15 protein-coding genes and 2 pseudogenes are annotated in these 12,302 nt (G+C 42.3%); 8 read left to right on the forward strand and 9 right to left on the reverse strand.

Features of this window, described 5'->3' with window-relative positions; all coding sequences use genetic code 11:
• Positions 1 to 393: 393 nt before the first annotated feature.
• Positions 394 to 660: an AbrB/MazE/SpoVT family DNA-binding domain-containing protein gene (locus GVY04_23330; protein NBD18955.1), complete on the forward strand. Its 267-nt coding sequence runs from the start codon at positions 394 to 396 to the stop codon at positions 658 to 660.
• Positions 657 to 1,037 (forward strand): PIN domain-containing protein, encoded by a 381-nt coding sequence (locus GVY04_23335; protein ID NBD18956.1) that lies wholly within the window; start codon positions 657 to 659, stop codon positions 1,035 to 1,037. Before GVY04_23330 ends, GVY04_23335 begins: the two co-directional genes overlap by 4 nt.
• A gap of 468 nt (positions 1,038 to 1,505) precedes the next feature.
• Here the strand turns inward: GVY04_23335 and GVY04_23340 are convergent, their stop codons facing one another.
• The 5 genes from GVY04_23340 to GVY04_23360 all read right to left on the reverse strand — a co-directional run bounded on the left by GVY04_23340 (position 1,506) and on the right by GVY04_23360 (position 5,078).
• Positions 1,506 to 2,222 (reverse strand): hypothetical protein, encoded by a 717-nt coding sequence (locus GVY04_23340; protein NBD18957.1) that lies wholly within the window; start codon positions 2,220 to 2,222, stop codon positions 1,506 to 1,508.
• 377 nt (positions 2,223 to 2,599) lie between these two features.
• A complete protein-coding gene (locus GVY04_23345) occupies positions 2,600 to 3,172 on the reverse strand; it encodes a PIN domain-containing protein (GenBank protein ID NBD18958.1) in 573 nt (190 codons plus the stop codon).
• A gap of 6 nt (positions 3,173 to 3,178) precedes the next feature.
• Complete coding sequence (locus tag GVY04_23350) at positions 3,179 to 3,637, reverse strand: excisionase family DNA-binding protein (GenBank protein ID NBD18959.1); 459 nt, start codon at positions 3,635 to 3,637, stop codon at positions 3,179 to 3,181.
• A gap of 289 nt (positions 3,638 to 3,926) precedes the next feature.
• A complete protein-coding gene (locus GVY04_23355) occupies positions 3,927 to 4,112 on the reverse strand; it encodes a hypothetical protein (GenBank protein ID NBD18960.1) in 186 nt (61 codons plus the stop codon).
• A gap of 111 nt (positions 4,113 to 4,223) precedes the next feature.
• Entirely contained in the window at positions 4,224 to 5,078 is an 855-nt protein-coding gene (locus GVY04_23360; protein ID NBD18961.1) for an alpha/beta fold hydrolase, read from the reverse strand.
• Positions 5,079 to 5,182: 104 nt separating this feature from the next.
• On the opposite strand from GVY04_23360, the gene GVY04_23365 reads away from it, so the two are divergent.
• A complete protein-coding gene (locus GVY04_23365) occupies positions 5,183 to 5,368 on the forward strand; it encodes a hypothetical protein (GenBank protein NBD18962.1) in 186 nt (61 codons plus the stop codon).
• A gap of 356 nt (positions 5,369 to 5,724) precedes the next feature.
• Here GVY04_23365 and GVY04_23370 read toward each other — a convergent pair.
• A pseudogene (locus GVY04_23370) lies at positions 5,725 to 6,792 on the reverse strand (IS1634 family transposase).
• A 248-nt stretch (positions 6,793 to 7,040) separates the two neighbouring features.
• Between GVY04_23370 and GVY04_23375 the strand changes: the two are divergent.
• Both GVY04_23375 and GVY04_23380 read left to right on the forward strand, forming a co-directional pair.
• Positions 7,041 to 7,280, forward strand: coding sequence for a hypothetical protein (locus GVY04_23375; GenBank protein NBD18963.1), 240 nt, complete (start codon positions 7,041 to 7,043; stop codon positions 7,278 to 7,280).
• Positions 7,261 to 7,695: a putative toxin-antitoxin system toxin component, PIN family gene (locus GVY04_23380; GenBank protein NBD18964.1), complete on the forward strand. Its 435-nt coding sequence runs from the start codon at positions 7,261 to 7,263 to the stop codon at positions 7,693 to 7,695. The genes GVY04_23375 and GVY04_23380 overlap by 20 nt, the downstream gene beginning before the upstream one ends.
• A gap of 9 nt (positions 7,696 to 7,704) precedes the next feature.
• On the opposite strand, the gene GVY04_23385 is transcribed toward GVY04_23380, so the two are convergent.
• On the reverse strand, positions 7,705 to 8,232 hold the full coding sequence (locus tag GVY04_23385) for a hypothetical protein (GenBank protein NBD18965.1): 528 nt from the start codon (positions 8,230 to 8,232) through the stop codon (positions 7,705 to 7,707).
• Between the two features lie 4 nt (positions 8,233 to 8,236).
• Entirely contained in the window at positions 8,237 to 8,854 is a 618-nt protein-coding gene (locus GVY04_23390) for a transposase (GenBank protein ID NBD18966.1), read from the reverse strand.
• Positions 8,855 to 9,084: 230 nt separating this feature from the next.
• On the opposite strand from GVY04_23390, the gene GVY04_23395 reads away from it, so the two are divergent.
• Positions 9,085 to 9,351 carry a hypothetical protein gene (locus tag GVY04_23395; GenBank protein ID NBD18967.1) on the forward strand — a complete coding sequence of 89 codons (267 nt, stop codon included), beginning with the start codon at positions 9,085 to 9,087 and terminating at the stop codon, positions 9,349 to 9,351.
• A gap of 317 nt (positions 9,352 to 9,668) precedes the next feature.
• On the opposite strand, the gene GVY04_23400 is transcribed toward GVY04_23395, so the two are convergent.
• Positions 9,669 to 11,030 carry a hypothetical protein gene (locus tag GVY04_23400; GenBank protein ID NBD18968.1) on the reverse strand — a complete coding sequence of 454 codons (1,362 nt, stop codon included), beginning with the start codon at positions 11,028 to 11,030 and terminating at the stop codon, positions 9,669 to 9,671.
• A gap of 39 nt (positions 11,031 to 11,069) precedes the next feature.
• On the opposite strand from GVY04_23400, the gene GVY04_23405 reads away from it, so the two are divergent.
• Both GVY04_23405 and GVY04_23410 read left to right on the forward strand, forming a co-directional pair.
• The gene (locus tag GVY04_23405) at positions 11,070 to 11,603 is read left to right on the forward strand and encodes a TraX family protein (GenBank protein ID NBD18969.1); all 534 of its coding nucleotides are present in this window, start codon (positions 11,070 to 11,072) and stop codon (positions 11,601 to 11,603) included.
• Positions 11,593 to 12,202: pseudogene (locus GVY04_23410) on the forward strand (helicase). Before GVY04_23405 ends, GVY04_23410 begins: the two are co-directional and overlap by 11 nt.
• Positions 12,203 to 12,302 lie beyond the last annotated feature (100 nt).

The following is a 12,302-nucleotide window of genomic DNA, read 5'->3' on the forward strand; positions in this document are numbered from 1 at the left end:
GTTTCTTGAAAGAGAGATTTTCGAGAGTCGGTTAATTCGATGGAGTCTGTGTTCATTAACCTTCCGTCGATACATGACTTCTCTTTCATTGTAAAAGGACGATTTATTTATTGCAGCACTCAAAAACAAAGCTGAAAGCCTTGACAGTCCGTTGCTAGATTCTCATTTCTGGAGATGTCTAATTAAATCAATCAGAGAATCAACCAATCGGGAATTCATCTTCCTTTCACCTCTGTGTCTTGCCATTTCAATCAGGCTAAAGATTATTAACTACGATCAACCTATTTTGGCGACACAACCAACATAACAAGTAATTACGTCACTCGCCGCCAAAAAGTGCCATATAATAAAAACAAATGGCATCAAAATAAAAGTGTGGTAATACAGCAAAATATGGATAAATCACTCAAATCAGCAGAAGTGTATTTAGGTCGCCAAGGGAGGTTGGTAATTCCCGCAGCCTTACGACGATTGTTGGAGTTAGAGGAAGGGGATAAATTAATGATTAGTGAAGAGGGAGGAAGATTAGTGCTAGAAAAGCAGGAGACAATCAAGCAAAGCTTAAAATCTCGATTCGCAAAAGTGCCAAAAGATCGTAGTTTGGCCAATGAATTAATCGCACAAAGGCGTGAAGCCGCAAAAGAGGAAGTAACTGAATGACGGTAGTTTTGGATGCTTCAGCTTTACTTGCTTATTTACAAGATGAGCCTGGTAATGAATTAGTGGAAGGAGTCTTGCCAAAATCCGTAATGTCTAGCGTGAACTGGGCAGAAGTCATACAAAAATCGCTTTCAGCAGGGGTTGAAATTGAAGGAATGCTCGATGATTTGCAAGCGCTGGGGCTGAAAGTGGAACCTTTTACTGCAGAGGATGGAGAACTGGCTGGAAGTTTGTGGAAACAAACGCGACAAGCCGGATTATCGTTAGGCGATCGCGCCTGTTTAAGTCTGGGATTGCGATTGGAAGTTCCCGTATTGACTAGTGATCGCGCTTGGGCTTCTCTCCATCTGTCTCTTGATGTGCAGGTAATTCGGTGATGAATGATTGATGAGATCGGATGAAAACAGGCGATGATTTTTGCTGAAGTAACGTATCATCCTTGCCATCAAGAGACTCAACCAATCGAGAATTATCTTCCTTTAACGCTTTAAGCTTTCATATCATCTCATCGCTTAAAAGAAAGACTCTCCTCATGGAAGAATTTTTTCAAAAGCCTTCTCTGATAACTGTTTCAGGCATTCAATGAACCGAAATTCTTGAAAAAAGCCAAAATTAAGCCAGCTATTTTTACGAATCTCTAAACTCAGTCTAGATAAAAATTTGAAAAATAGCCTTGCTGTCTTAAAATCCGCTAACTGAAGCCAAATTAACAAAGCCCTAAATTATCCTACTACTTGTCACTCCCAGCGCAATCGCGTTCTTAGTGGTTTTGGGGAAAATGATTGATGAGGCCCTGTTTGGTGGTTGCTGAAGCCAGAAAAGTGTCTCTATCCTTAAAAAACACCTCACTTCATCGGATAACGCTCAATCCGAGCGAGAGCTTGTTTATAATCTTCCTCGGTTACTGAAGGCAATTGTAGCTGAAAGTAATTTTCCTCAATTCCCAAGTTGCTCTTAATTCTCCCCGTATCGTCAAAAATCTGTGGGAGATAGCCCGTGAGCTTGAAATCTTCGTCATCACCTAAGACTAGTTCATGAGCGAGAAAATTAATGATGTGCCGCCACTCTTCTATATCCTGAGATTCTAAGTGTAACGGTTCTGGGTCTGAATTTTCCTCTGCTGCCAATTCCCGGTCAATCTGCGGCAGCCGACTTTGTTGATACTGATGAAAGGTTTGGAGGCGGTAATAGCGGACGTAGAACCTTTCTTCCTCATCTTGAACTTGATTGCCGTCAAGTTGTTCTCGTTCAATTTCATCGCGCACTTGCTCTTCCAAGAAAGCAAAGGGACAATAAGCAGCTGCTTGGATGAAATGAGTGGGCTTTGGCGGTTCCACATTCGGTTCCAGCAAGGCTTCTAGACAAATACTCAATAAATAGATTTTCTGCTTCACCGAAGCCTGATCAAAAAGAACACAACCCGTGGGAGCAATCTCATCCGGTTCATCAATCTCGGGATAAAACTCCACTAAAAAGTTAACCAACAGTTGAGTAAGGTTGATATAAAACCGCGCCTGGTCACCTTTTAGTACATAAACCTCGTTGAAGGATGTTGTCCACATGGCTGGAGTAAAGAAAGTTCTCAGTCTCAGAGATCAAGAAAATTAGCTCGCTTCGGATTGGACATTTGGTACCCGATTTTTAAGTCAAATCTAAGTCAGTTTTCTTTTTGCGAGTGGCCCGAAGGCTGAAAGATGGGGGTGGAGAGACTTGAACTCTCACGACCTATCACGGTCAACGGATTTTAAGGCTGTTTATTCTTTTTTAAACCTCTCTCCTATCAATGTTTTCAGGGATCGTTCAAAAAACTGGACTAGATTTGGACTAGATTTTCAGGGAAAATTACTAGCGACAAGTTAACAAAAGTTTTCGATCTTCGGATCGCGAAACAGTCGGTCAAGATACAAGAAAAGTTGATCCCCTGATGCTGGCTTAGGATTTACACTTCATGCCATAATTTACGCAATCGAGAAACACTGACTGCTAATTGCTGTTTGGTGAGAGTATAAAGATATTCCTCGACAGATTTAGGAGGATTTTTGAGGCGAGCACGGCAAAGTTTGACTGCTTCAACTACTGCATAAGGGTCTAAATCAATCAAATCGACAATAAAATCATCTGGATGTTGAGCTTCCACTTCGTATTGAGACAGCACAGAAACGGGAAAATCCCTCAAGTTCATGGTCACAATAACATCCACTTCTCCCTTAATCGCTGCGGCTAAAACGTGGCGATCATCTAGATCCGGTAAACTTAAAGCTGGGATGAGCGACTTGTAATGCTCAATGAGGCAATCGCGAACATGACGATTCATCAGCTGACGAGTGTAGTCAAGTTGTTCTGCTGTTAAATCAGGACGCTTTTTCAAAAGACTCCTGATCCATTCTTGGTGAATCTGCTCAGTCCAACGGGCGCGGTAGAGATCCGTGAGGGCAAGCTGCATTAATAAATCTCGTAAGGGCGCAGGATAAAGAACACTGGCATCGTATAAAACTGTGACAGAGGATGGCATGGTCAATTAATCATAGCCGAGATTTAAGGCTTGCGCTTGTGCTGTCAGTTCATCAAGCGCGGCCATCCGTTTTTGATCGATGCGGTCTTTATACTCCATTAAATCTTCAAAACGGATCCGACGATGACGACCGACTTTCCGAAAAGGGATTTCGCCGGTTTCTAAGAGCTTCACCAGATGAGGACGAGAGACATTGAGCAGGTTTGCTGCTTCTTGAGTGGTGAGTTCGGCATGAATGGGAAGCAATGTAACGGCATTCCCTTGGGCCATTTGGCTGAGCATTTCAGTGAGGAGATGAAGCACAGAGGCGGGGAGTTCAAGGGTTACTTCCTCGCCATTATCCTGCACCAGTTTGAGGATGCGTGAGGTGCCGTGAGGGGGAAGATGGCCGGCGAGAGTACGGCTACTCTGTCGTGAGAGTTGAGCTTCGGATTCAGAGGGTAATCGGTGGGGGGTAAGTGCCATGGGAAAAGACCTCGTTCTATTCGCAATAAACGAAACAGACTATCTTAATCTTAACGAGAAATTTGCTTTTGCCAAATCGGGATCTTAACCAGCCAGAGTCTTTAATCGTTAGGTGTCATTTGAAATCCGAGTGATCAGGATTTGTAGAAAATAGCAGTGTCACACCCGGAATTCGTTCAAATCCCAGACAGCAATCATTACATTGGAACAGTTAGCCCAATTCTTCTTGATCGCGTGATCGCCGTTAATTGACGGGGGTTAAGTAGAATGGCACTGACTTAGGCTTAAATCAAGCACCAGTGGGACATGGATGGGAGTGGCGAGGTTGCTGTAACCAAGGAAATGCCTTTGGTCGTCGCTTTTTAACTCTCGGCTCATAGCGATCAGGACGTTCAGGAAGCAAATGCCGAATCACCGAAGAAAATAAAGAGTGAACAAGATGCCGATACTGGCATCGAGCCACCGTAGCCAGCATCGGTAAAAACTCCTCAAGCAGTTGACGAGTGCTTTGCCAAGAAACCCTGACTGGACAAAAGAATTAAGTACCAAGAATAAATTTGAGGAGTTGAATTTTTCATCTATTTTTTCAGCTTCCTGCATACCGGATGATAAAGTCTTGAACTGCCTGAATATAAAGGCGATCCCCCTTGATCGGAAGATCATTATGTCCAGCTTCGGGAATAAAAACAAGTGTTTTGGGAGAAGAAATGGTTTTATATAAAGTTCGACTCATTGGAGGAGGAACCACTTTATCTTTTTTGCCGTGTATGAGTAAAACGGGGGTTTGGAGCAAGGGTACTTTAGCTAAGCTATCAAATTTTTGTGTGAACAACCAGTTAAGGGGAAATAGAGGAATGGGGAATTTCTCTTTTGCCATTGCTGCGAGGGAAGTGAAAGGACTCTCTAAAATTAACCCTGCTGCTTCAGGATGGGAAACCCCTAACTCGATCGCGATCGCGCTCCCCAGAGAACGACCATAAATCACAATTTTACCCTCTGGAATCAACTTTTCTGCTGTTAGATAACGCCAAGCCTCTTGAGCATCTTCATAAACTCGTTTCTCATTGGGAAAAGAACCGGAACTGCGACCATAACCGCGATAGTCAATCAAAAAGACGCAATACCCCCATTGATGAAATCGTTGCAGACGAGAAACTAAATCCCCAAGATTGCTACCATTGCCATGTAGGTAAAGCAAAACCGGAGATTGCTCTGATTGAGAAGGAACCCACCAGCCATGCACTTGTCCAGGATCAACGGTAAGCCATACTTCTTCATAATGCAATTGGACATCACTGGGAATTGTTTCAATCACCGAAGACGGAAAAAAAATAAGTCGTTCTTGATAGTACCACAGCAGCCCACAACACAGCAGATAAAAAAGACCAAGTTGAATAACCAGATAAAAGTGCTTGTCAATCAATTTTTTCAGTCGTCTCATGTGAATTTTCCTCATCGGGAACGTTACTTGTAAACAGAGCGTTCCTATGCCTAACTGAATAAGTGATAATTCTGTCAAAATTGGTTATTAAAGTGACTTGAATATTGCCATATTCTTCCCAAGTGCCAACACTGATTGATCGGTTGCGCGATCGCGCTTTCTGGGAGGACAAAGAGGTATGGATTGCCATGGTTCGGTATAGTTCCCCTAATCGCGCCTTTCAGAGGATCCTGCAACGGTTTCATCCTGTCGAGCATGAATCATTTAAGGAAACCCATGGGGGAGAATAATTGCTTAATTTACTTTAATTTTATTAATTTAGCAGTGTATAAATCTGAAACTATTCAGGACTGTGCAAAAAAATTAAGAACCCACATTCCGCACCCTCAACTGTCACATTGTCCATTTGGCGATCATATCAAGGGGAATTGATTGATTCCACCATCAAACTTCGGAGGAGAATCAGGGTAAATTTTTCTCGCTTCTCATTAACTAAGAGTAATTGAGAAGCGACAAGTCTGAGATTAGAGCAGGTCTCAACTGGCTTGATCTTTCACTTTCACTCCTTAAGGGAAACTTCCCTGACAGCAATAAATAATATTCTTGACAAGGTTGGGGAAACAATTGTAGTAAATTAAATCTCTAATTTCTTTTCTAGTTTTTTGACAGCTTTTACCGCATCAGGGACACAAGCATAAGTTTGCCGAGATAACTCTCGTAATTGTTTTTCGGCTTCGAGTCGATCCTTCTCTATTTTTTTCAAAAGACGTTTTTGGTCGGATTGTTTTCTTTCTTCGCTTTCAACTAACAGCCATCTTTGTTCAATTCCTCCATACGTTCTTTGGTAAATTGAGTAACGATACCCTGGAAGAATACTGGAAATCATTTCTGAGGATTTAATTTTTCTAGCAAGAGCTGGAGCCGGTTTGAGCCGAAAGGGAACTCGGGTCAGCCATTTCAAGTCTTGCATTTGTTTCAAATTTTCTGCGCTGTATAAAGCGCTATCTGCTACCATTAATGAATCGAAATTAACTTGAGAACGGAATTGCTTTAAGATTTCAGGAAATACTTTCTGGTCAGATTCATTGCCACTTCCTGTTCTTAAGAATACGGGAATATCTCCATCTCCACTACAAATTAAATCTATCATAAATTGCTTTAAGTCTGGGCGTTTATCTCGGGAGTAACCATAGGTTATTTCAATCTGTTGAGGAACCTTTCGTTTTTTTCCCTCTTGTGAATCCACTTCCACATTCACTTCTTCGATTAAGGTATTTTCGTATTCTCCTTCGACACTTAATGAGCTTGAATCAAGATGAATCCTTTCTACACAAATTGAAAATTGTTGGATTGCTTTTAAGGCGATGCTGAGAAATATTTCTTCTAATCCCGTTAAATATAATTTGTCTAAGACTCGTCCTAATCGGTCATCATTTAAATGTTTCGCTTCAATTCCTTCTCCGATTAAATGTTCGGTTGGTTTGCCTTCAAAGAATTTGGGAAATCGGTATAAGGGAGATGAAAATAGTCCTAATCCATTGAGAATCATCGCTTTAACTGCATGACCTGGACTGACTTTTTCTCCCGGTTGTTCGACGACTAATTCATTGATTGCTTCTACCAGTCCGATTTCATCAATTAAACCAGCAATAATTCCCAAATGATCCAGATTTGTGATTTCGATTGATGATAAATTTTGGGAAACACTAGCCATGATGAACTCTAATCAAGAAAGGATTTTTTCATCAGTTTACCTTTCTTTATCCTTCTCCGGAAACCCACACTTATTGGCTCTTGGTGCTGAGTCGCCTTGGCGGATTTATCACTCTTAGGCTGTGACGAATAAAGACTCCCAGAGCAACCGTTCTCATTTTAGCCTCGGGGAACGGACAATGTGACAGTTGGGGTGCGGAATGTGGGTTATAATATATGTAAATGTGTTTATCTTCATAAGTGTTTATCATGGCTCGTTGGTCATTAGTGATTTCCGATGATACAGACCGTAGCGTGAGAGCTTATCTCGGTGCCATTGGCGCCAAAAAAGGAGGGCTATCAAATCTGGTTGAAGAAGCTGTGAAGCGTTACATTTTTGAAGAAACGGTTAAGACGGTACAAGAACGCAATTCACAGTATTCTGAAGATGAAATTATGAATGTTATTGATGAAGCGATAAGAGAAACCCGTGCATCGAATCGTTCTTGATACCAATATTTTAATCTCTTCTCTGATCAGTAAAAAAAGTTCTCCCTATCTACTTTATTATGGCTGGAGGAAAAAGCGATTTACTCTGATTACATCGGAAGAACAATTAAATGAACTGAACCAAGTTTTGCAATATCCGAAACTTCGTAAATTTATCAACCAAGATGAAGCAACCATCATGATTAGTGCTTTATGTGATTTTGCTGTTACGGTTGCTGATTTGCCAGACGTAAATTACTCGAAAGATTCAGATGATAATTTGATTATTGCAACTGCCATAGCGGGAAAAGCTGATTTAATTGTAACAGGCGATAAGGGAGATTTATTAACTCTAAAAACGGTTGAAAATATCGCAATTGTTACCGCATCTGATGCTGTTTCAAGAATTGGCATTGAACCAACTGATATCCAATAAAATTCATCCTTAGGATTTCAAGAAGTCCTCTATTGCACTATCTAGAGAGTTATACCCCATCATCATTAGTTTCCCAATCAGTTCAGTTTTGATTTCTGCTGTCACCTTCGTTTGAAGAGGAGTGGGTTTAAGTTCATCAGGAAACAATGGGGGTAAAACCTGTCCCCAAACTTGGACAATAATGCTGTTTTCATTCACCTCCTTAACAATAGCCACTTCCCCATCATATTGATTCAAGGCGCGATCGCTGCGATTGCGAAGACGAATTTGGACACAATCACCAACTTGCGATTTGGGGAAAGTGGGGGGATTTTGAACTTGGGATTTCTGAAATTGGGAAGAATACACCTGCTTGGCAACCTTTTGAACATCTTTTGCCGTTATTTTACCGTAAGGGGAATTCTCAACGGCTTGTAACCATGCTTCTCGTTGTAAATCAGGTTGTAATCGTGTTAGAGGACGGATCTGTGCTTCATTCGTTGGCAGGATTTTAGGATGAAAGTTGTCCCCAATTGGGGACACTTTTAATAAAGTCACTAAGTTATCGAAGACTTCTGCTTGCTAACAAGTTCGTAACTAAGCGAAATTCACTTCCCGTTTCCCAGTCACAAAAATTAACCACTCTGGCTTCAACTTTTTCCGAGCCTGTCCCAATTAAACAGTTACCATTTTCAAGGATTTCTAGCTTAACACTATTCTTAATTCTTAGTAGAAAAAATGATTGAGTTTCCTGGAGAAGTTCTTGTATTCTTCTGAGACTCGAAAAGCCTCGATCCATGATACTGACTCCATTTTCAGGAGTTTCTTCAATCGTGGGATTTCCATATTTACTGTCATGTCCTTGACCAAAATGAAGAAAAACTCCTCCCGGTTCAGATGTTAAAAGATTTAAGCTGCCGACCCAGCTCGAATTCGATTCGAGCTGGAAAGCGGCAGTGCATTCCGCACCACTGAATAGCTTTACTTGATGATATCCTTGTTGCCATAACAGCTTACTTGTTAAGCTAACAATTGTTGAATCGAGGGGAAATAACGCCAGTTTATTTTCATCAAGTCGATGTTGCTTTCTCAGTTCTTGTTTTAAATTGAGAAAAAGCTGATAAAAGATTTCAGGATTTCGATTCTTACTTGATGAAAGAGAAAGTTGTAATATCGACATCGATGCAAAGTTTGTTTAAGTGCTTAAACAAACTTTGCATACTCGTTTGCCCTTGATTCATGACAAATTCTAGCCAGGTAGAAACAAAGAGAAATGTATTTAAGACTGGGTAATCATCTTGGGGTAAGTGTCCGAAGTGTTTTTTGACCAGGCGAGGAAAATTTGATATCATTAGAGTTAACGATTTTCTAAATCAATTCCTCCAATTTATCAGATTGGAGGTTATTTTTTTGCTTTTTTTTCTATCATTCAACATTTCTGGCTTTAAACAAAGTAAAAGTGAATTAGGTTGGGCTGATTATCGGGTCACTGATTATTCTTATATTGAAAAGTGGTGGCAACTCGTTATGTCGGCTTACCTGATGATATCTCTCCATAGTGAAATTTTGAACCCCTTGGTTTCTCCTGTGGAAGAGAAGTTCCAAAATCATGATTGGTGGGATGAAGAAAAAGGTTGGAAAAGCGCACCGCCCGCGAGTCAAGTTTCCTCAGCGTAAGGACGGAGCAAGTGGCTCAATAACCTTCGTTTAATTCTACAACCATTGATTAGTTTTAATTTAATTTTACGATGGCTTGAAGTTTTTCCAATTCCACAACTTTCTTTAGGTTTCCCCAGATTAATTGCAATCATGAATGAGTTCGATTGTTTAAGCAGTTTAGTTGATTGTTGGGATAGTTTTCATTATTCTTCTGCCTAGAGTGATAAAAGAGAGATATAGCGCTACTGGTTCAGGTTAGGACATTACAAAAAGCTAGCAACCGAGACAGTCGTACTACCAATTCACTTAAAACGTCCTAACCTCCTTGCGTACTGCTATAACTCTAATTGCTGGGGTTGATTAACACTTGCCAGTTCTTGGCGAATACTGTCTGCTAGTTCTTGCAAAATAGTTGTGACATCGGACATTTCCTTCTCACAGCGTTCTTGTAAGGCTTTCTCTAATCCCTTGGTTCGCTCTTCCATTCGCACTTCCAAAGACCGTAACAAGGGCTGTTGATACGTCTCCCACAACGCCAATAATCGCTGCTGCATTGCTTCGGGAACCGACTCCCCAGTGACTGACTGTAATGCCTGTCGAATCTTCATCACATTTAAACGGCTAAACCGTCCCGCTTTTAAGATTCCCCCTGCAGTAATCACTTCTTCATGGAGTCGTTGCGAATCTCCCCCGAGAATTAATAATCGTCCATAGGCAATTACAGCGGGAGACTCCAGTTCCGAACTAGGGACAATTTCTGCACAGACCCGATGTAACCGGGTTGAGGTCTTGGCATTCGACCACACTTCCGCCCGTAACAATCGCAAACACATCTGTACTAAACGATGATTGAGATGGACGAGCACCACATCATCCCGACCTGTTACGATATCGGGGTTAAAGCTAATGGGACGAATTTCTCCTGAGTGAGGATGGGCTAATCCTTCACTACAACTGGCCCAACTCCCCTTTAATGCAGGTAAACGATAAACTTCCTTTTCCGCTTCCACAGCCATTAAGGGGGGTTGTTCGGCTAAATCTAAGCCAATTTTGACCACGGATTCAATATTGTCTGGGGTGAGATGCAAACTTTTCCGCGTTTCTTGCAATTGTTCTCGTAATTTCTCAATTTGGTCACGGACTTGACGCTCAAATTTGAGCATCCGTCGCACCGGTTCCGAATCTCGCTCGGCGATACTGGTATCCAATTGATGGCGTTTTCCTAACATCGCTTCTTCCACTTGCGCAGCAATCACCGGACCGACTTTTCCTAAGTCCTCCCGAATATTATTCACTTTCAAGGCAGCTCGCATAATGACGCGCTGTTTAGACCAGTTGCCATCAGGACGAATGTGAGTATTAATCCAGTTGAGCAGTTCTGTCGCTTTCGTATCTGGACGCTGACTGGCTTGTTCAGCTAAGGCTTTCATTTCGTCGAGAGATTGCTGTTCTTGGGCGGTCAATTCTCGAAATAAGGAACTAGTGGACGCGATCGCGCTTTCGGTAAATTCTTCATACTCCTCGTCATCGGCAAAGTCTTCTTCATTGGCTTCCCACTGACGCTGTAAAATCCCCACTGTCGGTGGTGTCAGCCGGACTCCGGAATTGAATTCCTGAGCCCGCGGCTGAGCGTTGGTCAATGGGCGATCAATTTTGTCTTGAGAGATGAGTGTGCTGATCTTGTCTCCTTGTCCCACCTCAATCCATCATTTTAAAGTTGACAGAGTAGTCATACCATGCACCTCACCACGTTTCAGGTGAAAGTCGTCGCCGCTTCCTTGATGGTCATCGATCATCTCGGGTTCATGCTTGGGAATGATCTGCTGCGGATGTTCGGGCGCTTCTCGTTTCCTCTCTTTGCTTGGCTTTTAATCCTTGGCGAGCAGAAAACAAGGAATTGGAAACGTTACGAATGGCGATTATTGGCCATGGCTTTGATTTCTCAGCCTCTATATGTGGCGTTTCGAGGCGATCCGGATCAGGCTAATATTTTATTTCTCCTGGCTTTAGCACTGCCTTGTCTGCAAGTCACTTCCCAGAATCGGGCAGGGATAACTCAGTTCGGAATTTGGTTAGCGGCTGTCATGATTGCGGAGGTGGGTTCGATTGAGTATGGGGGATATGGCATTCTGTTCATTTACCTGCTGGCAAGCTTCCCGAAGCTTCTCCCTTGTTGGCAGGGGTTGAATGCTCTGAATTATGCAGGTTGGATCACTTCCTATAGGTTACTTCATCTTCTTTCTTTCTTTTCTTACCCGTCAGAGATTTAATGATTCCCGTTACTTTTCGGCATACCTTCACACTTTACGCTGGAATTGTGTCACCTCCACTCAAGCTGACTTATTTCAAGCCCCCTATCGCGCTGGGATTCAAAATTAAAGCCTACCAGTTAGAACCCTTGCGAAAAGCCCTGCAAATGCCCCGTGTGGGAATCTTTATCGCGGATGATGTGGGATTAGGGAAAACCATTGAAGCAAGCTTAATTCTTCGGGAAATGCTGTTACGGCAAAGACTGCAACGGGTTGTCATTGCTTGTCCTCCTTCGATGGTGCGACAGTGGCAAGAGGAGATGGAAAATCGTTTTGGGCTAACCTTTACTATCTTTGATCGCGCTTTCATTATCCAAAAACGACGGGAACGAGGCTATGGCATCAATCCTTGGACAACCCACACCCGCTTTATCATTTCTCATGCTTTGATTCGGGAAGAAACCTATGCTGCCCCTTTAAGAGACTGGCTGGGGGATTTGGCAACGGGATCAATGTTAATTTTAGACGAAGCCCATAACGCAGCGCCAGCGACTTCCAGCAAATACGCGATCGACTCTAAACTGACAAAAACCATGCGCGATCTTTCCCCGCGCTTTGAGTTTGACATACTCCCCCACTAAGCTGACGCTATAGTGGGGGATTCTGGGAAATCAGTTACCTGACCTCCTATCCACTCAAACAACGAAAGTTGTTTAGGGT

The organism is Cyanobacteria bacterium GSL.Bin1, from assembly GCA_009909085.1.
Classification (GTDB): Bacteria; Cyanobacteriota; Cyanobacteriia; order Cyanobacteriales; family Rubidibacteraceae; genus Halothece.

Excerpts from the sequence above, each read along its gene's own strand:
- GVY04_23330 (NBD18955.1), top strand. The coding sequence starts at position 394 with ATGGATAAATCACTCAAATCAGCAGAAGTGTATTTAGGTCGCCAAGGG.
- GVY04_23335 (NBD18956.1), top strand. The coding sequence starts at position 657 with ATGACGGTAGTTTTGGATGCTTCAGCTTTACTTGCTTATTTACAAGAT.
- GVY04_23340 (NBD18957.1), bottom strand. The coding sequence starts at position 2,222 with ATGTGGACAACATCCTTCAACGAGGTTTATGTACTAAAAGGTGACCAG.
- GVY04_23345 (NBD18958.1), bottom strand. The coding sequence starts at position 3,172 with ATGCCATCCTCTGTCACAGTTTTATACGATGCCAGTGTTCTTTATCCT.
- GVY04_23350 (NBD18959.1), bottom strand. The coding sequence starts at position 3,637 with ATGGCACTTACCCCCCACCGATTACCCTCTGAATCCGAAGCTCAACTC.
- GVY04_23355 (NBD18960.1), bottom strand. The coding sequence starts at position 4,112 with ATGCTGGCTACGGTGGCTCGATGCCAGTATCGGCATCTTGTTCACTCT.
- GVY04_23360 (NBD18961.1), bottom strand. The coding sequence starts at position 5,078 with ATGAGACGACTGAAAAAATTGATTGACAAGCACTTTTATCTGGTTATT.
- GVY04_23375 (NBD18963.1), top strand. The coding sequence starts at position 7,041 with ATGGCTCGTTGGTCATTAGTGATTTCCGATGATACAGACCGTAGCGTG.
- GVY04_23390 (NBD18966.1), bottom strand. The coding sequence starts at position 8,854 with ATGTCGATATTACAACTTTCTCTTTCATCAAGTAAGAATCGAAATCCT.
- GVY04_23405 (NBD18969.1), top strand. The coding sequence starts at position 11,070 with ATGCACCTCACCACGTTTCAGGTGAAAGTCGTCGCCGCTTCCTTGATG.